This is a genomic window from Aureitalea sp. L0-47 (assembly GCF_026126405.1).
Lineage (GTDB): Bacteria > Bacteroidota > Bacteroidia > Flavobacteriales > Flavobacteriaceae > Pukyongia.
In genome coordinates this window covers 1-22,266 of the sequence record NZ_JAFMTQ010000004.1, presented here as the reverse complement: position 1 = coordinate 22,266, position 22,266 = coordinate 1, and the positions used below count along the sequence as shown (strand labels likewise).

Annotated in this window: 17 protein-coding genes and 2 tRNA genes; 10 read left to right on the top strand and 9 right to left on the bottom strand. The window is 42.2% G+C overall.

The genetic code is table 11. The annotated features are described in order from the left end of the window. Positions 1–37: 37 nt before the first annotated feature. The 8 genes from bshA to J1N09_RS05845 form a co-directional block, all read right to left on the bottom strand. Positions 38–1,168: an N-acetyl-alpha-D-glucosaminyl L-malate synthase BshA gene (gene bshA / locus J1N09_RS05880; protein WP_265198881.1), complete on the bottom strand. Its 1,131-nt coding sequence runs from the start codon at positions 1,166–1,168 to the stop codon at positions 38–40. A 1-nt stretch (position 1,169) separates the two neighbouring features. Continuing rightward, positions 1,170–4,100 carry a glycoside hydrolase family 3 N-terminal domain-containing protein gene (locus tag J1N09_RS05875; RefSeq protein WP_265199178.1) on the bottom strand — a complete coding sequence of 977 codons (2,931 nt, stop codon included), beginning with the start codon at positions 4,098–4,100 and terminating at the stop codon, positions 1,170–1,172. 22 nt (positions 4,101–4,122) lie between these two features. Further along, positions 4,123–4,608, bottom strand: a complete 486-nt coding sequence (locus J1N09_RS05870) for an ABC transporter ATPase (RefSeq protein ID WP_265198880.1) — start codon at positions 4,606–4,608, stop codon at positions 4,123–4,125. A gap of 2 nt (positions 4,609–4,610) precedes the next feature. Further along, a complete protein-coding gene (locus tag J1N09_RS05865; protein ID WP_265198878.1) occupies positions 4,611–5,402 on the bottom strand; it encodes a (Fe-S)-binding protein in 792 nt (263 codons plus the stop codon). Between the two features lie 12 nt (positions 5,403–5,414). Continuing rightward, positions 5,415–5,849 carry a phosphoheptose isomerase gene (locus J1N09_RS05860; RefSeq protein WP_265198877.1) on the bottom strand — a complete coding sequence of 145 codons (435 nt, stop codon included), beginning with the start codon at positions 5,847–5,849 and terminating at the stop codon, positions 5,415–5,417. A 146-nt stretch (positions 5,850–5,995) separates the two neighbouring features. Beyond that, complete coding sequence (locus J1N09_RS05855) at positions 5,996–7,321, bottom strand: (Fe-S)-binding protein (RefSeq protein ID WP_265198876.1); 1,326 nt, start codon at positions 7,319–7,321, stop codon at positions 5,996–5,998. Beyond that, positions 7,322–8,272: an MlaD family protein gene (locus J1N09_RS05850; protein ID WP_265198874.1), complete on the bottom strand. Its 951-nt coding sequence runs from the start codon at positions 8,270–8,272 to the stop codon at positions 7,322–7,324. 54 nt (positions 8,273–8,326) lie between these two features. After that, complete coding sequence (locus J1N09_RS05845; RefSeq protein ID WP_265198872.1) at positions 8,327–9,448, bottom strand: N-acetylmuramoyl-L-alanine amidase family protein; 1,122 nt, start codon at positions 9,446–9,448, stop codon at positions 8,327–8,329. 250 nt (positions 9,449–9,698) lie between these two features. Here J1N09_RS05845 and J1N09_RS05840 point away from each other — a divergent pair, with 250 nt between their 5' ends. Continuing rightward, on the top strand, positions 9,699–12,404 hold the full coding sequence (locus J1N09_RS05840; RefSeq protein WP_414826840.1) for a putative LPS assembly protein LptD: 2,706 nt from the start codon (positions 9,699–9,701) through the stop codon (positions 12,402–12,404). A gap of 180 nt (positions 12,405–12,584) precedes the next feature. Next, the gene (locus tag J1N09_RS05835; RefSeq protein ID WP_265198869.1) at positions 12,585–12,965 is read left to right on the top strand and encodes a RidA family protein; all 381 of its coding nucleotides are present in this window, start codon (positions 12,585–12,587) and stop codon (positions 12,963–12,965) included. Here J1N09_RS05835 and J1N09_RS05830 read toward each other — a convergent pair. After that, positions 12,962–17,350, bottom strand: coding sequence for a translocation/assembly module TamB domain-containing protein (locus J1N09_RS05830; protein ID WP_265198868.1), 4,389 nt, complete (start codon positions 17,348–17,350; stop codon positions 12,962–12,964). The two genes, J1N09_RS05835 and J1N09_RS05830, sit on opposite strands and share 4 nt — an antisense overlap. Positions 17,351–17,445: 95 nt before the next feature. Between J1N09_RS05830 and tsaD the strand changes: the two genes are divergently transcribed. From tsaD to J1N09_RS05790, 8 genes are all read left to right on the top strand, one after another. After that, positions 17,446–18,468 carry a tRNA (adenosine(37)-N6)-threonylcarbamoyltransferase complex transferase subunit TsaD gene (gene tsaD, locus J1N09_RS05825; protein ID WP_265198867.1) on the top strand — a complete coding sequence of 341 codons (1,023 nt, stop codon included), beginning with the start codon at positions 17,446–17,448 and terminating at the stop codon, positions 18,466–18,468. Further along, positions 18,468–18,803 (top strand): TfoX/Sxy family protein, encoded by a 336-nt coding sequence (locus J1N09_RS05820; RefSeq protein WP_265198866.1) that lies wholly within the window; start codon positions 18,468–18,470, stop codon positions 18,801–18,803. The genes tsaD and J1N09_RS05820 overlap by 1 nt, the downstream gene beginning before the upstream one ends. After that, positions 18,803–19,513, top strand: a complete 711-nt coding sequence (locus J1N09_RS05815; protein WP_265198865.1) for a 16S rRNA (uracil(1498)-N(3))-methyltransferase — start codon at positions 18,803–18,805, stop codon at positions 19,511–19,513. The genes J1N09_RS05820 and J1N09_RS05815 overlap by 1 nt, the downstream gene beginning before the upstream one ends. 17 nt (positions 19,514–19,530) lie before the next feature. Then, positions 19,531–20,175, top strand: coding sequence for a DUF4159 domain-containing protein (locus J1N09_RS05810; protein ID WP_265198864.1), 645 nt, complete (start codon positions 19,531–19,533; stop codon positions 20,173–20,175). Between the two features lie 3 nt (positions 20,176–20,178). Then, on the top strand, positions 20,179–20,685 hold the full coding sequence (locus tag J1N09_RS05805) for a TrmH family RNA methyltransferase (protein ID WP_265198863.1): 507 nt from the start codon (positions 20,179–20,181) through the stop codon (positions 20,683–20,685). Positions 20,686–20,708: 23 nt separating this feature from the next. Further along, positions 20,709–21,890, top strand: coding sequence for a THUMP-like domain-containing protein (locus J1N09_RS05800; protein WP_265198861.1), 1,182 nt, complete (start codon positions 20,709–20,711; stop codon positions 21,888–21,890). A 123-nt stretch (positions 21,891–22,013) separates the two neighbouring features. Next, positions 22,014–22,097, top strand: a tRNA-Ser gene (locus J1N09_RS05795). A gap of 85 nt (positions 22,098–22,182) precedes the next feature. Next, a tRNA-Pro gene (locus tag J1N09_RS05790) sits at positions 22,183–22,257 on the top strand. Positions 22,258–22,266: the final 9 nt, after the last annotated feature.

The window sequence follows — 22,266 nt, the reverse complement described above, 5'->3', positions numbered from 1 at the left end:
AGTACAGGAGTTCAGATTGACAGATTGTATTACATTTTTATGACACTAGTTCCAGGGCCTTTTCGTAGACTGCCTCGTAAAGCGGCACGATCATTTTGGTGTCAAATCTAGCAGCCTCCTCCTTCGCTTGTTTTTTGAATTTAGCCAGGGTTTCTTCCGAAGAAAGAATAGAAATTCCCTTAGCCGCCATGTCTTCAATATCGCCAACTTCACTTAGGTAACCGCTTACGCCCTGAACATTCACTTCAGGCAGACCCCCGGTATTAGTGGAAACTACCGGGACACCGCTAGCCATGGCTTCAAGAGCAGCCAGACCGAAACTTTCCTTTTCAGAAGGTAATAAGAACAGGTCTGAGAAGCATAATATCTTATCTACCTCATTACTATTTCCCAGGAAAGCTACCTTGTCCTCTATTCCTTTAACCTTACATAGTTTTTCACATGACTCCTTTTCAGGGCCTTCACCTACAATCAATAGCCTGGAAGGGATCTGGTTATTTATCCTGTCGAAAACCTCTATCACATCCTGTACGCGTTTTACCGGACGTAAATTACTGATGTGAGTAATGATCCGTTCATGTGGTTCGGCCATTAGATCCCGCTGACATTCTGTATACGGATTTACATGTTTTTCTACATCTATGAAGTTAGGTACAACGATGATCTCGTTAGTGATATCGAATAGATTTAGAGTGTCTTCTTTCAGACTTTCAGAAACGGAAGTCACTATATCGCTTTTATTTATACTGAAGGTTACAGCGGGTTTGTAGAAAGGATGATTTCCTACCAGGGTTATATCTGTACCGTGCAGTGTGGTAACCATGGGTATACTGATCCCTTCGGCCTGTAGCATCTTCTTTGCCATATAACCTGCATACGCATGCGGAATCGCGTAGTGTACATGTAACAAGTCGATCTTGTACTGTTTTACCACATTCACAAGTTTACTGGACAGGGCTAATTCGTAGGGCTGGTAATGAAATAAAGGGTATTCATTTACCGAAACCTCATGAAAATGAATATGGTGAGAAATGAGCTCTAGTCGAACCGGCTGCTTGTAGGTGATAAAATGCACCTCATGGCCGTGTTCGGTTAGTGCAATGCCAAGTTCCGTGGCAACTACTCCACTTCCTCCAAATGTTGGATAACATACTATCGCGATCTTCATATTATTGTTCTAAGGTATAATCAATGGCTTCATAAATAGCCTCTTGTATCTTACTTCGCAGATCACTTCCAATGAGTTTTCTGTTATCTGCAGAAGGATAGGTCCTGTTAGACAAGAATACATATACGATCTCTTGTTCTGGATCTGCCCAGGTAAATGTACCCGTAAATCCACTATGTCCGAAACTGGTCATGGAAACACACCCACAGGTTGGACCTACATCCCCTAGTTGTGGTTTGTCGAAACCTACGCCTCTCCTTACATCTTCATCGCAATAATAGCATGTATTGAAGAGGTCCAGGGTTTCGGGTTTGAAATAACGTTTACCTCCGTAATACCCTTTCCATAGGTACATCTGCATGATCTTGGCGACATCATTCGAATTGCTGAACAAGCCTGCATGGCCACTTACACCACCTAACATAGCCGCTCCCTGGTCATGAACGTATCCATGAACTTTCTGCATTCGGAAGTAATTGTCTTCTTCGGTTGGGACAATATCATCTTTTGAAAACTTCCTGAGTGGATTATACGTGCTATAATTTGCACCAAGCGGACCGTACAGATCTCTTTGGGTAATTCGGTCCAGGGAAGTTCCGTAGAAATCCTCCAGGTATTTTTTCAGAATATAAAAAGGAAGGTCGCTGTATTTATAACTAAGTCGTTTACGTAGATCACTTTCTTTAATGGCATCGTATATACTGTCCTTGTAGTCTTTCCGCATATACATATCATTCGCTACCTGGATGCTAAACTCATCCGACTTCTTCGAAGAATAATACTTTGAACTAGGCTTTTTTGTTACCGTATCCAGTGTTTGGACATAAAAAGGTATCCATGCTCGCAAACGGGCGTAATGAGAAAGCATGTCTCTTAAGTTGATGTTCGCCTTGTTCGAACCTTTGTATTCAGGAAGCATTTCCGAAAGTTTACTATCCATATTCACGATGTCCCGGTCTACCAGTGACATCATCATGGGAAGAGTTGCCAGTATCTTAGTAAGAGAAGCTACATCGTACACATCATCGGATCGTACCCTGAGTTTTCTGTTCTGGGTATGATGACCAAAATTCTTATCGTAGATCACTTTACCCTTTCTTGCAACCAGGATCTGGGCACCAGGCATCATATCACCCCAAAGTCCAATTTTGGCCAGGGAGTCGATCTTCCTGAGCTTATAGCTGTTCACTCCAACGCTTTCAGGGGTTCCGTATTGGAGTCGGCGTAACGATTTTGTCTGAAATCTTGTATTCAAGGGAAAGTCTTTTCCAAGTGAAACAGGAAGTTTACCATTGGCTTCACGAGCCCCAAAGATCAATTGGGCGGATAATTCCTGGGCGACTTTACTGTTTTGATAAGACATAATAACTCCGTTGAGATTACCGGGAGCATTTATGTCCAGCATGGCGTAGGGCCTGGCAAAAATATCCAGTATCACCGTATTCGTTCTGGCGATCTCATACAACCAAACCAATTCCTTATCGGTGAATTTGTAGTCCTTCCAGGGATTTGCATTCGATTTATGAAAACCGATGATCACATAGTCATATTTTTTTAGTTTCTGAAGATAACTATCCAGCGTTTTAGCCTTCACCCAATCAATTGCCGCGTACTTTCTAAGCTGGTTCAGGAAAGGCCTTCCATCGTCATCACCTAAATTCACATAGGCGATTTTTTTATCATGAAGATCTTTGATCGGCAGTACTCCTTCATCATTTTTGATAACAGTTAGTGCCTGCTCCATAGCGAGCTCGTAGAGGGCGTCATCGACTACCGAATTAAGGTCTTCATACAGGTAATTTGAGTTAACCGGTTTGTATTCGTTAAGTCCTACCAGGTATTTGGCATATAATATTTTTTTTACTGAATGAGCGAGGCGCTCTTCGGTAATTACCTCTTCCCGGTAAGCATTCACTAACATTTCCTGGGCTTTCGGAATGTCTTCAGAAATAAGTAATACATCATTACCCGCCAGAAATGCCGCAAGATCGATCTCACCAGGCTCACTGAAATTAGAGGCACCTTTCATATTGAGGGCATCTGTGAATATCAGCCCATTAAAACCGAGTTCACCTTTAAGCGTTGCCGTTACAATATCTTCAGAGATGGAAGAGGGAAAACCATCCCGTTTTTCCATGGAAGGTACATTGAGATGTGCAACCATCACGCTGCTCAAACCCTGACTGATAAGTTGTCTGTAGGGATACAATTCGACACTATCGATTCTTTCTTTGGTGAAATTTATGGTAGGCAGGGTTTTGTGAGAATCCGTATCGGTGTCTCCATGCCCGGGAAAGTGTTTCGCGTTTGCTAGTACTCCAGCGTTCTGCATGCCTTTCATAAAAGCCAAAGCTTTCATGCTAACGTTCTCCTTATCTTCCCCGAACGATCGATTTCCGATGATAGGGTTCTTTGGATTGGTATTGATATCGACTACCGGTGCAAAATTGATATGAACACCCAGTCGTTTGGAGTGTACTCCTATGCGTTGTCCTACCTTCTCAACAATGGAATTATCCGTTATGGCTCCAAGTGTCATATTCCACGGATAGGAATAGGTAGAATCGAGTCGCATTCCCAGGCCCCATTCAGCGTCCATGCCTATCATAAGAGGCACTTCGGAAAGTTCCTGGAACTCATTATTGAGTTTCGCCTGTCGCATGGGACCTCCTTTGGAAAAGATGACCCCTCCGATATAATTATCTGAAATTAACTTGCGCGTCTTGTCATTTACAGCTTTGGAATCGCTGGAGAATACGACGGTCATAAATAACTGACCTATCTTTTCCTGGAGCGACATTTTGTTGTAGATACTATCTACCCACTTCTTCTGATTCTCGAAATCGTCTTTATCTATCAGTGGGTTGATTTGCTGCCCGTAAGAATACAGGAATGAGAGCGCGATAAGTGAGGTTACGAGCAGTCTTTTCATCATATGTCGAAAGTAACAAAAACTATGCTAAAAAACGACTGTGCCAGCTGTCCTTTGCAGGCACTTCCCAGTGTTCTTTATATTCGGCTTTTGTATTCACTAAATTGTTGAAAACCACAGTGTTTGGGGATACTGAACGTGCCTTGGCCATTTTTTTAAAATCGGCAAGGGACTTATGTGCGATGAACTTACCATTGTAAAAAGTAACATTCATCTTATCTAAAAGGTCTACAGTGAGATCTTTTTCTATTGATTGTATAAAACGAACAGACGCATCTATACTACAACCGGAAGCTGAGGCATTAGCCTGGTTAAGTCCGATCACAATGAAACGATTGTAACGAACTTCAAAACCGGCTTCCAGATCGGCTCCGTGAGCTGTCCATTGCGACAGGAACTCAGCAGCCTTAATTTCTATGGCGGAAACTTCCTCATCCGAAAGTTTCCTGTTCGCCTGGTAGATCCAGATCCTGGATTCATCGGGTAATTTGTCAAAATCTATTACCATTACTAGAGGTCTTCTGCATTAGCGATCATTTCTGCAACATCCATTACCGAAATCTCTTCTTCTTTTTCTTTCGCTTTGATCCCATCGGTCATCATGGTATTGCAGAACGGGCATCCGGCAGCGATCATATCCGGTTTGGTTTCCAGTGCTTCTTCGGTGCGCTCGATATTAACATCCTTATCCCCTTTCTCAGGTTCTTTGAACATTTGAGCTCCTCCGGCACCGCAGCATAAGCCGCGGGATTTGCAGCGTTTCATCTCCACCAATTCCACTTCGAGTTTCCGAAGCAATTCTCTTGGCGCTTCATACTCGTTGTTGGCCCTGCCCAGGTAGCAAGGATCGTGGAAGGTGATCCGTTTTCCTTTGAACTTACCTCCTTCTACTTTCAGTCGGCCTTCATTTAAAAGATCTCTCAGGAACTGAGTATGATGCACCACATCGTAATTACCACCTAATTCAGGATATTCGTTTTTTAAGGTGTTAAAGCAATGCGGGCAGGCGGTTACTATTTTCTTTATTTCATAACCATTTAGTACCTGGATGTTCATCATGGCCTGCATTTGGAAAAGAAATTCGTTTCCAGCTCGTTTTGCCGGGTCTCCCGAACAACTCTCTTCCGTTCCAAGCACGGCAAAATCCACCCCTGCGTTGTGAAGGAGCTTAACAAAAGCCTTGGTGATCTTCTTGGCCCTGTCATCAAAACTACCGGCACAACCCACCCAGAAAAGAACTTCCGGTTGTTTTCCCTGTGCCATGTATTCCGCCATGGTTGGTACCTGAATAGACTCACTCATAGAAATCTTCTTTTAATCTTCAAAGACCTGTATAGTTATGTTCTTCTCTACCAGGTCGGTAAATTTACCTCTGTAACGAGTGGCTTTTACCAGGTGATTATCGATCCAGTGATAGTTTCCACCTCTTGGCTTACCCATTAACAGTGAATGGTATTTGAAACCGTGCTTATTCAGCCAGGTTTCGGTAATCTCCCTGTGATCTTCCGTTCGGGAAGTGAAGTAGCAAATAAGATGCCCTTCGTCATACCACTTATTACATGTTTTCAATGCATCCGGAAATGGTGCACAAGTGGCCATACGCTCCGGTTGTTCATTTGGGACATCTTCTGTAATGGTTCCGTCGATATCGATAAGGTAATTCTTAACACCTTCGGGTAATACCGGGCTAACCTGTTCTCCTTGTTCTACTTTTTCGTGTAGTAACTTTTCAGCTTCTTCTCGTTTCACACCTTACAATTTTAGTAATTATCTGAATATTTTAATTATAAAATTGAGAACTTGCGTAACCGCTTGCTACGCTCGCTCTCAAATTGAAAATTTTATTCATTCCCTTTCTTCAAAAAATGCTTAAAATTTATCAATATTCGTTTCATTTATGCTTCGTTTTTCCAGTTCAATCTATCCATTTGGTTATACGGCCATGGAGCGCCGTTGTTTTCAATATTGGTCATTGCCACGTTTAATTCTGTTGGTGCGGCCGATTGTTCCATAACAAGATATTGCCTCATGTCCATGATTATGGAGAGCGGATCAATACTAACAGGACAGGCTTCAACACAGGCATTACAGGTTGTACATGCCCATAATTCTTCCCTGGAGATATAATCGTCCAGTAATTGCTTTCCATCTTCCTTGAACTCACCGTTTTTGTTGATGTTCTTTCCAACTTCCTCCAACCGATCCCGTGTATCCATCATGATCTTACGGGGAGATAGCTTCTTTCCGGTCTGATTGGCCGGACACTCACTGGTACAGCGTCCACATTCGGTACAGGTATATGCATTCAGTAGCTGGACCCTGTTTAAATCCATCACATCACTAGCCCCAAATTTGGCCGGTGTTTCGGCACCTTCGGGCGGTGCGGCGAATGGATCTGCGTTGGGATCCATCATAAGCTTCACTTCATTAGTGACGGATTCCAGGTTGCTGAATTGCCCTTTTGGGTTGATCTTTCCGAAGAAAACATTGGGAAAAGCAAGTAGAATATGCAGATGTTTACTGAAATACAGATAATTCAGGAACACTAAAATGCCAAGAATGTGTAACCACCATGCTATGCGTTCTACGAGTACCAATGTATCTACAGACATATCGCTGAAGAGTGGCAGCATGAAATTACTTACCGGGAACATACCAGCTTCAGAATAATGTTCTGCACCTAATATTTGCAACTGATGGTCTGTCGCATTCATGGTGAGGAACAGCATCATCAGGACTACTTCAAAATAAAGAATGTAATTCGCATCGTTCTTTGGCCAGCCCTTCATCTCCGGGTTCATGAAACGCTTTATGCGTTGAACATTACGCCTGATCCAAAATACGACTACAGCAACCAGGACCAATAGCGCCAGAACTTCGAAGGATGCAATAAGCCAATCGTAAACGGGCCCAAGAAAAGAAAAGATCCTGTGTGTGCCGAATATACCGTCTATAATGATCTCCAGGACTTCAATGTTGATAATTACAAAGCCCACATATACGATGATGTGCATGATGCCAGAGACGGGACGGACAACCATTTTCGACTGCCCTAAGGCAATACGAACCACGTTCCCCCAGCGTTCTTTTTTATCGGTCACCTCCCCTATTTCTCGTCCTAATTTTATGTTGCGAACTACTTTGCGGATATTTCGGGTGAAGAACCCGATCCCAACAATCAATGCAATTAGGAATAAGATATTTGGAAAATAATCTAGCATTTACTCTTCGTTTTCTTTTGGCGGTTCGTAGGGTTTAGGACGTTTTCCGAAGAGCGAAAAATGCACGTAACGCTTCGGATTTAGTCTCATATCCTCTAATAATTTTTCTATTTGAAGGGATGCCCCAGCAAGGTTGTCGTACAGTTCTTCATCCTTCAGCAATTTGCCCACACTTCCTTCACCGCTCTCTATTTGGGAAGCAATATTTTTGAAGCGATTTAGTGTACCCTCCAGTTCTTTTGCCATTTTACCAACTTCGATCTCAGCAAGTGAGTCGGACAGTTTCGCGAAGTTCTCTGAGGTACTGTCAAGGTTTGCTATGGTGCTGTTGAGTTTGTCTTTGTTATCTTTTAAAAGAGTATTCATGGAAGAAGAAGCTCCCCTGAATTCGGCCACTGTGGCACTTAGATTTGCAATGGTTCTCTTAAGATTTTCTCTGCTGTCTTCGTCCAGAACTTCATTCACACTTATTAGCAGCGTATCCAGGCTGGTAAGTGTACTCTGAACCTTAGCTTCCAGCGGTGCCAGCTTACCGGTAACCTGATCCATTATATTTTGTTGTATCTCTCCTTTTAACGTATCGCCGGCCTTTGCTACGTTATTCGGGTCGTAGGACGGTTTAATGCCCAGATTATTTCCGCCGATAAAACTACTGCTGTAGATCTCTACTATGCTTTCTTTGGAAAAATTGAATTCCTTTTCTACGGAAAATGTAACCAGAAGATCTCCATTGCCATTCACAAAATCAATGTCAATAACTTTTCCTACCTGGTAACCGTTAATAGTTACTGGTGCACCAACGGCAAGGCCTTCCACATTGTTGTACTTCACAAAAAACGTACGCTGATTATCGAGCAGATTCGTCCCTTTGAGATAGCTGTAACCAAAGATGAAAAGTAGGATGACTACTATAGCGAAAATGCCTGTTTTTAGTTCTTTGGATAGCTTCAAGGGCCGTTTTTTAAGTGCTGAAACAAATTTAGAAATAAATCTAATAAAACCGATCTATTTGTCTCCCGATTTTAGGACCTGCGATAGTTTTAATTTCTCGCCATCCCTGAAGGCTACAATGTAACAGGTAGGATAGCCATTGTCCTTTGCATAGGTCTGCATGAGGCGGATTTTGTTATAATCGGACGTCTTCCCATAATAGTATTTATATAAGCCATCTTCCAGATGCCGATTCACTTCTTTCAATCCGTTAAAATTATAAGCAAAGGTTTCGATCTTCTTTTTACTAGCCAGTAACTGTACTTTAAAAACCACATCTTCATAGATGTCTTCCTCGGCCTTTTCCATCGCTTCTTCAATTTCCTTCTCAGTTATCACAGGGTTCTGTGATTCTGCCGTTGCGAGCAATAAGTTCTTTCGATAGGTAACAATACCATTTGCGATCTCCCTTGCGAGTTGTTCCCTACCTTTTTTGGAGTTTACGTAGGGTCCTTCTTTTTTGTGCGTTAAAAAGCCCAGTTCTACCAGGACACTTGGCATGTAGGTGTTATGCAGAACCCAAAAAACATCCTGTTTCACGCTTCTATCCTTCCTTTTGAGATTGTTCACCATATTACTCTGGATGAGACCGGCAAGCATGATAGACTGGTCCAGGTATTCTTCTTGAAGAATGGTGAGACCGATAAACGATTCCGGAGAATTAGGGTCGAATCCAACGTACTTCTCTTCGTAATCATCCTCAAGGAAGATTACTTCATTCTCTTTTTTGGCAGTATTCAGGTTCTGTTTGCTCTTGCTTAGACCCATAACAAATGTTTCCGCTCCATAGGCCTGTGTGTGATGGGAATTACAGTGAATGGAGACAAATACGTCGGCATCTGCTTTATTCGCAATGGCTGCTCTTTCGTGTAATTCCAGGAATACATCTGTTTTGCGAGTGTAGATTACCTTGATATACGGTTGTTTTTCGAGGATCTTCCCTACTTTCAGCGTTACATCAAGCGCTATATCCTTCTCTTTATAACCATTTCCCCTGTTACCTGGATCCTTGCCTCCATGACCTGCATCCAGTACAACCACGAAGGTTTTGTTGGTATCATTGTTGTGGCCAATGAAGGATGCCAGCGTTAAAGCAGTGATGGCAAGTACGAAAAAAAGTAAAATCTTCGTTCTCATGTTGTTAATAACGTGTGATGAAAATTGATATTTTAAAATCCGAAATTTAAAATCCCACATAAAAAATATGCTTAATTTTGGATATTCAAAAACTAGGCCAAACGGGCATAGCGTATTTTGCTCATCACAAAGAAAATCGAAAATAGGTTATGCAAAGTTCCTTTGTTGAAAATTTAATTTTAAACTTTTGAACAATTTTTCAAAATCATACAAAGGAATTTTCTCTTCTTATCTCCTTGGTTATTTAAGGATGCCTGCTCTGTGTCTTCGGCTTGTTTTGTTTTTTTTCGGAATAGGATACCTCAATGCTCAGGATATACCACCAAAAAACGAAGTGGTTATTGAGAGCGAAAAGGACGCAGACACCACTACGGTGAGTATATCACCCTTTCAACCACCGATTAACGAAGCAGTGCAGGATACAGTTAAGGTAGATACTGTGATCCCTGAGCCTGAAATGTTACAGGACATTGTGGATTATTACGGTGAAGATTATGTGTATATCGACCGAAAGTACAACAAGGTGTATATGTATAACAATGCCTTCATCGTGTATGAAGACATGCGTATAGATGCAGGTCTCATTATCCTCGATCTGAACAAGAACGAGATCTCGGCCAAGGGAATTGACAGTGCGGGCGTCTACTCGCAGAAACCAGTATTTGTTCAGGGGCCAAATGAGGCAAAACCGGATTCGCTTCGCTTTAATACTGAAACCAAGAAAGCCATAGTATACAACACTGTAACCGAAAACCAGGGAATCACGGTCATTGCCCAAACAACCAAGAAAGAGAATGATTCGGTGTACTTCCTTCGGAATGTGAAGTTTACTACCTCTAAAAATGTAGAAGACCCGGAGTATTATTTTTATACTCGAAAAGCAAAGTTCGTTCCCAGGAAAAAAGTGGTAACAGGGCTCACCAATATGTACATCGCAGATGTGCCTACTCCTATCGGGCTGCCATTCGCCTTTTTTCCGCTTACTGAAAATCGGACTTCAGGATTTATCATCCCGACAATTGGGGATAATAACAATCGTGGATTCTTTTTTCAGAACGGAGGTTACTATTTTGCCATTAACGATTACATAGATCTCACCATTTTAGGTGATTATTACACCAATGGAAGTTACGGGCTTCGGGGTGAGACTGCCTATAGCCTTCGCTATAAATTCAGTGGAAACATCAGTGTGCGTTATGAGAACCTGATCAATAGTGAAAGGGGATTCCCGGATTTTAGTCAGAGTTCCCTTTACAACATACGTTGGTCGCATCAGCAGGATCAAAAAGCGAATCCAACTTCGCGATTCTCTGCTTCGGTAAACCTTGGTAGTAGCCGATTCTTCAGACAATCCATAAACCAGGTGAACAACGCCAGTGCCCTGGTAAACACACTAAGTTCTTCAGTTTCTTATGCAAAGACATTCGAGGGAGAACCGCAGGTGAATGTGACAGTTGCTGCTACGCATCAGCAGAATACGAATACGGAGCAGATCAATATGTCGCTGCCCAACCTTAATGCCAATGTTTCTCGAATCTTCCCATTTGCTCCTAAATCGGGGGTTAAGAAAGGAATTATTCAGAATATAAACTTACAATACGACCTCTCTGCTGAAAATCGCATCACTACCGTAGATTCGCTTTTTTTTAAGAGCGAGATGTTTAACGATGCTGAAGTGGGAGCACGCCACTCCATCCCCATTAGCACTAACTTCAAGATATTTGATTACGTAAGCGCATCGATTAGTACGGGTTTAAATGAAGTTTGGACCCTGAAAACCATTCGTGAGGATTACGATCCCACGGCTAACGATGGTGAAGGTGGTGTTGTAAGGGACACTGTTTCAGGTTTCGACCGTTTCCTTACCTATAACTTCTCTACAAGTTTGGGAACCACGCTTTACGGAATGTTTAACTTTGAAAAAGAAGGAGAGGATAAAAAGATCAAGGCTGTCCGTCACGTAATGCGACCTTCTATTTCCTACAACATAAACCCTGCCTTCGACCAGTATTACGACGAATATACTATTCCTTCTGCCGATCCCACTGTGAATGCTGAAGTAGTTCAATACACTCGCTTTCAGAATAGTATTTACGGCAGGCCGGGAAGCACATTCGCGAGTTCACTTGGTTTCAATCTCAGTAATACCCTGGAAGCTAAAGTGCGAAGTAAGGACACCACTGAAACCGAACCTCGAAAGATCATACTTCTGAACAACCTAAATTTTAGAACTGCTTATAACCTTGCCGGAGATTCACTCCGTTTAGATCCTCTAAGTTTTTCGGGTAGCATACCAATTGTGAAAAAGCTGGATCTGAACTTCCTCGGACGTTTGGATCCTTATGCGTTAGACAACAGCAATAACCGAATCGAAGAGTGGAATATAGACAACGGTGGAAGCCTTTTCAGACTCACCAATGCCAATATTAGCTTTAACTATTCCTTTTCCAGTAAGGATTTTGAGCGAGATGAGGATGATGACCCCAATCTTAACGACGAGACCTTTAGGAACGGCGGACGTCCGGATGACCTGTTCGGTGATTCAACTTCGATCAACGATAGAGCCCTAACGCGGGATGAAGAGACGGAACGAGAGCGGAATGTCGATTGGTATAACTTCTCCATACCCTGGGACCTCAGAGTTGCGTATACAATGACTTATTCAAATCAACGCAGGCAGAATGAGATAAGTTCACAATCGCTGATGTTTAGCTCAAATGTTGAATTATCACCAAGATGGAGCGTGGGAGTATCTTCGGGATATGATTTTGTAAATAAAGGTGTGACCCTAACGCAGTTGCGTTTTGTTCGCGACCTTGAAAGTTGGGAGCTTCGCTTTAACTGGACTCCCATTGGAAGTATCAATACCAGTTGGTACTTTTATGTAGGTATACGTTCCAACGTACTAAGTGACATCAAATACGATCAACGACGAGAACCGGACCGAGGGTTGTAGTGTTCCATGAGCAGTGTTCAGTAAGAAGTTAGCAGTGAAAAGTGAGAAGTGAGAAGTGAGAAGTGAGAAGTGAGCAGAGTGAACAGTAATTATATAGATTACGAACATACTAACATACTAACATACTAGCATACCAACACACCAACACACCAACATACTAAAATACCAATACACTATCCAATGAAAAAAATCATTAACACTTCCAAAGCCCCTGCACCAATTGGACCTTACAACCAGGCCGTGATGAAAGGAGATATGCTCTATACTTCGGGTCAGATCGCTATACTTCCGGAAACAGGTGAATTGTTCGAGGGAAGCATTTCAGAAGAAACAGAGATCGTAATGCAGAATATGAAAGCTGTATTGGAAGCTGCAGATATGACTTTCGAAAATGTACTGAAGACTTCGATCTTCATAAGCGATATGAAGAATTTTGCCGAGATTAATGCCGTCTATGGGAAATACTTTGATGAGGATACAGCTCCAGCCCGTGAAACTGTGGAAGTAGCTAACTTACCGAAATACGTGAATGTAGAGATTTCGATGATCGCTTCCCGCTAGTTTTCGTTCTCCTTGATAGCGTTGTTATTGAATTCATCCGGAATAGAATTATCGTCCGGGGTGACAGGAAGACTTTCGCCTGATTCCAGTTCGACTTTCCGATTAAACAATTTGTAAATCAATTCGCTGAAAGTGTCGAAATCCACGGAATAGGATAGCCCCGCCCCCTGTTCAAAGATCTGGTCTTCCCCAATGAACTGAATATCCGCTTGCCTATTAAAGAAGTTAATACGCAGGGTTCCGTCTTCATTTACCAGCCATTGCACCTCAATATCCCCCGCTACTGTGGATTCGTTTACACCACCCACGGGCACACCTACTTTTCCGTTAATGATGATACGATCGTTTATTTGTGTGGTCAGAGTGATACCAACCTGGTCGGCGATATCCTGGTCTGGAGTTCTTTGACCCGGGGTGTAGTCCAGACCCACTTTAAATTTAGAGTCCTGCCCGGCGAAAATGTCGTTTACCAAACTGGAAACGCTTTGTGCTACCGTATTTGAGAAGGCTCCACTCCCTTGTAAATTGTCGTTCACGAATGAGTTGGACGCGAGCAGGAACAAGGCTTGTTTTTCTCTTTGTTCCGCGTTCTGTAGTTTATATTCCAACTCACTTCGTACAATAGAAGAAGCACCGGGGAAACCGATCTCAAAGTTGATATCGGGTTGAATTAGTTCACCCGTTAGCCCTATTAAAACCTCCACATCGATCTTTCGGTTCACGGATGGATTATCGAGTAAAATAGATGGGTTGGCTGTAGTTTCGTACTTGGCGGTAAGATCCAGGTTCGCCCGTTCCGGTTTTCCGTCCCAGGTAATATTTCCTCCGGGTTCCACCGTAAACGTTTTCTGAACTATTCCACCGTAACGGAAATCGTAGGTTCCTTCAATCACAAGGAAGTCACCCCACATCCTGAATTTACCCAGGGTATTGATCTCCAGTAGTAGTATACCGGCTCCTCGACCTTTCAATCTTGAATTGTTTTCCTGGTCAACAACTACTTCTACTTCGGCGTTTTTGTTAATATCCAATTCGAAATTGAGCGAGAGTCCCTTAACTTCTTCAGATACGATGGTCTCACCACTAATACGTGCTGCTTTTTCTTCGGGAGATAGGAATTTGATAAAGGAATCGTCGCCTATGGATTCCGTATCACTTAAAGGAATCTTGAATGTCGTTCCTTCTTCGGTAGTTGCCACTACGTCTATTACCAATTCCTCGGCCGGACCTTTTATGTCCGCTGTACCACTGATAAAAGCAGTACCGTAATAGAGCGCTTCATCATCAGGAGGCGTGTCCAGAGCAATAAGGCGATCTGTACTAATGTTAAGATCTAGCTCCCAGTCTCCAAATTTACGATGAGTTGCAAAGCCTTCCAGAATACCCGAGGTGTTGTATTTTGTGTCTGTGATTGTAGTTCTGCCAAGATCGAATTTATCTTTGGTCACAATGATCTGTGTATTATCGGCCAGGTCGAAATCCGTATTCAGGTAGGGAATCTTGAGTCCGCTTTCCTCCAGGATCAGCCTTCCAAGTATAGCCGGCGATTGATAATTGCCAACTACCTTTGCACTACCTGTAACGTACCCTCTAATATCGGTGATCACGTCCCCTCCGAAAGGGCTAAAAGCTTGTAAGTTAAAACGTTCGAAATCTACATCGAGTCCAATTTGAGGAGTCTCCGGGGCAACATCGATCTCTCCTACCGCACTGATGTTTTTCACATTTTCATTGATAAGAGTGGAATTGATATAATATTTAGTAAGATCTTCATTTCCACTTATTTTTAGTGAAAGATCGCCAAAGTCTATGTCGTTTACTTTTACGTCCTCTATCGCAACATTGGAACTTGGATAATACAATCCCCTTTTCTGAATAAAATTGAGCCTACCGTTCACAAGGCCCTCCAGATCCAGGCTATCGATATCAGGAGCGATATTTCCGAAGTTAACATTCTGAAATTCGAGCTTTAGATTCTTGTATGCCGAATCCTGAACCACACCTGCAAAGCGGATGTATTCCTCATCATGATTCAGCACGAGAGAATCCACCTTGATATATTTAAAATTTTCGCTGAAACTGATCTTGTTAAGCTTGTTATTATTCTTATTGATCAACCAGACATTGTCTTTGTAGGTTATGTCGGAACGCTTAACACCTACTACCGACTTCCCCTCGGGATTGATGGTGTGATAGAGAGAAAAATTAAACAAATCGCGTTTTTTCTTTCCACCCTTGAAACGCGAACGGATATACAAGGTATCGAGCAAGGTTTTATTAATGACATTGATATCGGAAACCTGGTATTTTCCAGTATCGATTGAATCGATCGAAATGTATGTATTGTAGAGTGGATTATCGTTATCCACCTGTATGTTTACTTTTCCCAGATAGTTCTCCAAGGCGAGAATTTCAGGCGAACGGAAATCCAGTTTGAATTCGGATTCATCGGAGCTAACCGAACCTCTCAACCGTGTATTCTCGCCAAGTTTCAGTTGAGGCACAAAGACTTCGACCAATTTGTTATACACTTCAAACTCGTAGTCGATATACTGATTCTCCGTAACCTCGTTAGGTATGTAATTGGCATAGATGCTACCTACCCCATTTCTGAAAAGGTTCGGGACATCTTCGATAAGAAATTCCCCCTCAATTTTACCATCCACTATATCCGGAGATTGAATACGGATGGTTCGAACCGATCCTTCAAAAGAAGAAGTGATCAGGAAGTCATCGAAGAAGAAATCATCGTCTTCATTCTGGTAGAATGATTGTATGAATTCGATAGTTCCTTCAGCATCATTAATGGTAGTCCCATCCATGTCCATTATAATGCTCCCGGCGAAAACCGAAATACTATCCCTTTTGAATAAGTTTAGCTTATTTAATTCGGCAAATTCCACATCGGCTCTAAAATCGTACTGATTAAACTCTTTGGACACATCCACCAGTCCGCGGAATTCCATTTGCAGATTGGGGTCGTTTATCACCAGATCACCATCAAATAAAGGATTCTTTAAGTTCCCGGAAACAGAAATATTCTGGTATCTATATCCTTCAAGACCAAAAGATCTGATAGTTCCTTCAATTTGCGTATCTACAGTCTCCTGGGTAAAACCTCTTCCATTAAAATTGAGATTGGCGGTTACTTCACCCACAGATTCGCTACCCATTATCTTCCCTAAATCAAATTTTTTGAGAAGTACTTCTCCCTTGTAATAAGCATTCTCAATATCGATGGTATTTCCCATCTTAAAAGAGGTTTCAAGGCTACCTATTCTACTGCTTAGGCTGCTCTTTGTTTCTAATTCAGATTGGGTGACAGTGGTATTTCCATTGAATGTAAACCTGCCAAGTGGTTTTATTTCCATCGGAAGGATATCTCCTAAAATTCTTGGCATAAGGCGACGCAGATCATAGTAATCTGATACGATATTGTGATTTCTCATGATTATGGTGAAATCATCTTGCTTTTTCAGGAGGTCCTTGAAGTAAAAATTACCTCTTACAATCGAAAGTCCTGTCCTGAGATCGACATTCATAAATGTGAAATCATTGAGAGTTCCCTTCAGGTCCCCACTCACTTTTATTATTTGATTCGGACCAAATTCATTGTAGAAATCGTTCAAGTCATTAGTTGCGATCGTAGCATTCTTCAATTGAGCCGTGATAATGACGTTGTTGTTGAAATCGCTCATGCCGGATTTGGCATAGTCGAATACTACAGTACCCGTAACGAGTGATTCACCCGTGTCAAGCTCCATGTCTTTGAACTGCATCCGCTCGTTGTTGTAAGAAAAATTAGCAGACAGATTTTCGAGTGGCACCCCAAAATCGGTGAGCATTGACAAGGCCATGATCTCCGCCGTGATATCTTCTCCGTCGATATTGAAATCCCTAGCCTTAAGGAAAATGTTGTCCAGGGTAAGTATTTCAGGCTCATCAAGGTTCTCGTCTGTGATCTTTACGCGAGTGTTGAGTAAGGCTATGTCGTTACTTAGAAGAAAAAATGGCTCGGTGGAAGGTTCTCCAGTGTTGAACTTTTCAGTAAAAATGTAGAGGTTGTCATCCTGCTCGTCCCGGTAGGTTTTGATGTAGAGTTTTGAATCCTTGAGTTTAACTTCACCGAATTCCAGCTTACCTTTAATGAGGTTGGGAACACTTAGAATGTCAGTCTGCAACTGTTTGGCGTAGATGAGGGTATCGTTGTAATGGTCGGCAATGTATACTTCGCGTATATCTACCTCCCCTTTCCAGTTAAGCCCGATCCTTTCGATATTGATATTGGTACCGTAGGTTTCGTTGAGGTCCTCAGTCACTTTTTTTCCTATCTTGGTCTGAACAGCCGGAATGGAGAGAATGATCACAGTGAGCAGTAGTAGCAAAACTATTACGGCAAAGGTGCGAACTATTATTTTCCGGAGTTTTTTGATACGCTACTAAAGTTTTATTTTTGCACCCAATAAACGTGCCCAATTCCTTGAAAGACCAAAATATCTACATCCTCGGCATTGAATCTTCCTGTGACGACACGGCAGCCTCTGTTATTAACAACGGCGTGGTTTTATCTAATGTTGTTGCGACGCAGAAAATTCACGAGGCCTACGGCGGTGTTGTTCCCGAACTGGCATCAAGAGCCCATCAGCAGAATATTGTGCCTGTGGTTCATGAAGCGCTGCGTCAAGCAAATATCGACAAAAAAGCCGTAAGCGCCATAGCTTTTACACAGGGTCCCGGACTAATGGGTTCACTGCTGGTAGGAGCTTCATTTTCCAAGTCATTTGCAATGGGAATGGGAATTCCTCTACTCGCTGTAAATCACATGCAAGCCCACATCCTGGCTCACTTCATCAAAGATGAGGAACAAAAAGCGCCCGGTTTTCCGTTTATAGCCCTAACAATAAGTGGCGGACACACACAGTTGGTGAAAGTGAAGAATTACTTTGATATGGAGATCATTGGTGAAACCCTGGATGATGCTGTTGGGGAAGCTTTCGATAAATCCGCCAAGATCCTTGGCCTTCCCTATCCGGGTGGGCCCATGATGGACAAGCTGGCCCAACAAGGCGACCCCTCCCGATTCCCGTTTCCAAAACCTAAGGTAGGTCCGTTGGAGTTCAGTTTTAGTGGTTTGAAGACGGCTGTTCTGTATTTTGTTGAAAAAGAAACAAAAGCAAACCCAAACTTTGTCGAGGAAAACCTGAACGACATTTGTGCTGGTATTCAGTCCACCATAGTCGAATATTTAATGGACAAACTCAAAAATGCCGTAAAGATCACAGGTATTAATGAAGTGGCTATAGGTGGCGGTGTTTCGGCTAATAGTGGGATTAGAACAGCGCTAAGGGAGGCTGAACAAAGCCTGGGTTGGAAGACCTATATTCCTAAATTTGAGTATTGTACAGATAATGCGGCGATGATCGCAATGGTTGGAGAGCTTAAATACCGAACACAACAATTTGCTGAAACGGATGTCATTTCAATGGCGCGAATGAAATTCTGATGCAAGAGAAAACCGAAGAACTGCTTAGAAGAATTCGTGTGGCACTAAAGCCATGGGGGAATCATATAACCGAAAAAAGAATGTTCGGTGGTTACTGTTTTCTGTATAAAGGAAAAATGTGCGTTGGAGAAACTAAACAGCGTCTAATGGTACGTGTTCTCAATGATCACATGGATATAGTAATGAAAGAAGCGCATGTTGGTCCTATGGCTTTCACAGGTAAGCCTATGAAGGAATTTGTGTTTGTTTCTGAAGAAGGCTACAATACTGAAGAAAAATTGCAACGTTGGGTGGAATATGGGATTGAACATGTAAAATCCAAAACTGAAGGCTGATGCAGTTATTCTATCATCCGAACCTTGAAGCTGATGCCGGTGATGTTTCCTTCGATAAGGACGAAAGCAGGCATATTTCGAAAGCACTTCGGAAGCAACACGGGGATATACTGTTTATTACGAACGGTCGGGGTTTTCTGTTTACAGCCGAACTTTCACATGTTGATCATAAATCCTGCCTGGCAAAAATAACTTCAGTAGAAAAGAAACCAGCACTACCCTACCATTTACATCTGGCAGTAGCTCCTACTAAGTTGAATGACCGTTACGAATGGTTCCTGGAAAAGGCTACTGAAATTGGTGTGACGGAGATCACTCCGATAATTTGTGATCACAGTGAACGAAAGGTGATCAAAGCAGAGCGCTATGAGCGGATCATTCAAAGTGCGATGAAACAATCGCTTAAAGTGTGGAAGCCCGAACTCAATCCGGTTATATCTTTTAATGATTTTATGAAGAAATCCTTTTCAGAAGAGAAGAAATGCATCGCACACTGTTATCCTTCGGAGAAAGAATCGCTAAAACATACGATAGACGCCGGTGATTCGGTTATTATACTAATTGGACCTGAAGGAGACTTCTCCCATTTAGAAGTGGAACAGGCTGTTGCAGAAGGATTCCAAACGGTTCATTTGGGTAATAGCAGGTTAAGGACTGAAACGGCAGCCATTGTTGCCTGTCATTCCATAGCGTTCATTAATGAAGGATAAGTCGTACTTTTGATACTATGAAGATTCGTGTGATTTTAATAGCGGTGCTTGTTTGTTCAATTGGTGTGAAGGCTCAGGAGATCGCTGTCCTGAAATACGGTGGTGGTGGTGATTGGTACAGTAATCCAACGGCTCTCCCAAACCTGGCCGATTTCTGTAATCGTGAGATCGATACCGCAATTAATACCCAAACTGAAACTGTTTCTCCCGAGAGCATAGATATATTCAATTATCCATTTGTCCATATGACGGGTCATGGTAATGTATTTTTCTCTTCGGAAGAAGCCGAAAACCTGCGAAATTATCTTCTTAGTGGAGGATTTCTTCACATAGACGATAACTATGGTATGGATCAATATCTTCGGAAGGAATTGGTTAAGATATTTCCCGATAAAGAGTTAAGAGAACTCCCCGGTGACCACCCTATCTTCAATTATCAGTATAGATTTCCTGAAGGATTACCTAAGATTCACGAGCATGATCGCGGTCGACCGCAGGCTTTTGGGATTACGCATGAAGGCAGACTCGTTTTATTATACACCTATGAAAGTGACCTGGGCGATGGCTGGGAAAACCCTGAAATCCATAACGATCCTCAGGAAGTTCGGTTGAAGGCGTTGAGAATGGGTGCCAATATTATCAAGTACGCTTTTGAGAATTGAATTATGGTTCAGCTGTCTCACAACTCGAATACCTTTGAAAAAAGAGACTTTCCTATCATCCTTGTATGTGATGGCGTTAATGGGCCAGCCAATATCGGCTCCTTATTCCGCATAGCAGAAGCCTTTGGTGTGTCTGAGATCGTATTAGGAAACGCTATTGTGGATCTTAATTCGGCCAGGATGAAACGGACATCCAGGGAAGCGCATACAAAAGTCCCTCATTCCGTATCTGAAGACCTTTTCGCTACTCTTTTACACTTGAGAGAAGGTGGATACAAGCTGATTTCTCTTGAAATAAGTGACGATAGTAGTCGCCTTGAAGATTTTAAATGGAATCAAAAGGATAAAATAGCCCTGGTTTTAGGAAATGAAGCGAATGGGATTTCAGAAGAGATATTGAAGGAATCGGATGCTGTGCTTCACATTGAATTGTTTGGCACGAATTCCAGTATCAATGTGGCGCAGGGAACTGCTATAGCCCTGTACCAGCTTACAAAGTCAAGACAGTAGCTTAATCCTATAAGAAACGAATTGTGAATACAGCCATATTGAAACCTGAGGTCCAGCAGTTTATCCGTGAATTCGAAGGAGACATCACTAAACTCGCGTTTGCCGGAAGTCCGTTTGCCGAAATTTCCACTCAGGAGTTACTGGAACAGATAGATAGCCGAGAAAAGATCCGAAATAAACTTCCGGTCTGGTATTCTACTTCAAATATCTACTACCCTCCAAAACTTAACCTGGAACAGACTTCTTCAGAAAGAACCGCTAAATATAAGTCGGAGTTATGCGATGGATCAGTTATGGCTGACATCACCGGTGGTTTTGGTGTAGATAGCTATTATTTTTCAGAAAGATTCAAAGGTGTGGATCATTTTGAGCAGCAGGAGAAATTATCGGAGATCGCCAAACATAACTTTCGTGCTCTTGGAGTTGAGAATGTTCACTGCCATAATGAAGATGGACTCAAAGGGTTGAGAGATAAACAATATGATCTCATTTACGTAGATCCTTCAAGACGAACGAATGAGAAGCGAAAAGTGTTTTTATTGGAAGATTGCACACCTAATATTATTTCTAACATTGAATACCTGCTTACGCATACAAAGCTTCTAATGGTGAAAACATCGCCCATGCTAGACATATCCATTGGTATTAAATCTTTAAAAAAAGTAAAGGAAATTCACGTGGTGGCATTGAATAATGAAGTGAAGGAACTGCTTTGGTTACTGACTTCAGATGATGTAGTTAGCCCGAAGGTTGCGACAGTGAACCTATTGGCTAAAAACAGGGAAACATTTGATTTTGTCTACGGTTCTCAAGATGAAAGCAAGTTTGGTGATCCTGCTTCGTTTTTATACGAACCTAATTCGGCCATTCTAAAGAGTGGCGGTTTTTCAATGATCTCTGAGGTTTTCGGGATTGAGAAACTACACAAACATTCCCATCTGTACACAAGTAATGAGCTTATTGATTTCCCGGGAAGACGATTCAGAATTAAAAAGATCGTTCCGTATAACAAGAAGAACATAAAAACCGCTATCGATTTTAAAAAGGCGAATGTAACCGTTCGTAACTTCCCTGAAAGTGTGGAAAGCCTGAGAAAGAAGTGGAAAATCAATGAAGGAGGTGATCTTTATTTGTTCTTCACTACAGGAATTGATGATAGGAAAATAATGTTGGTTTGTGAGAAGATCACAAATAAATTGGGATAGAGTTAGTTGAAACCTGTAATTAGGACATTAGTTGCCGAGTAAAAACTCTATTTTTGTTTGCGAGAATGTAATTGAAAAGTTACATTTGCATCCGCGTTTTACGCATACGATCTTTACAGAATTGGAGAGGTGCCAGAGTGGTAATGGAGCAGATTGCTAATCTGTCAACGGGCAACCGTTGCCCGGGTTCGAATCCCGGTCTCTCCGCAATAGATCCTGAGTTTCTTATACGATTATTGAATTTGTTATTTGGGATTTAAGATATTGTTTTTTGCAGCTTTAGCTGTTTACTCGGGGTGTAGCGTAGCCCGGTTATCGCGCCTGCTTTGGGAGCAGGAGGTCGCAGGTTCGAATCCTGCCACCCCGACCGAGAAAA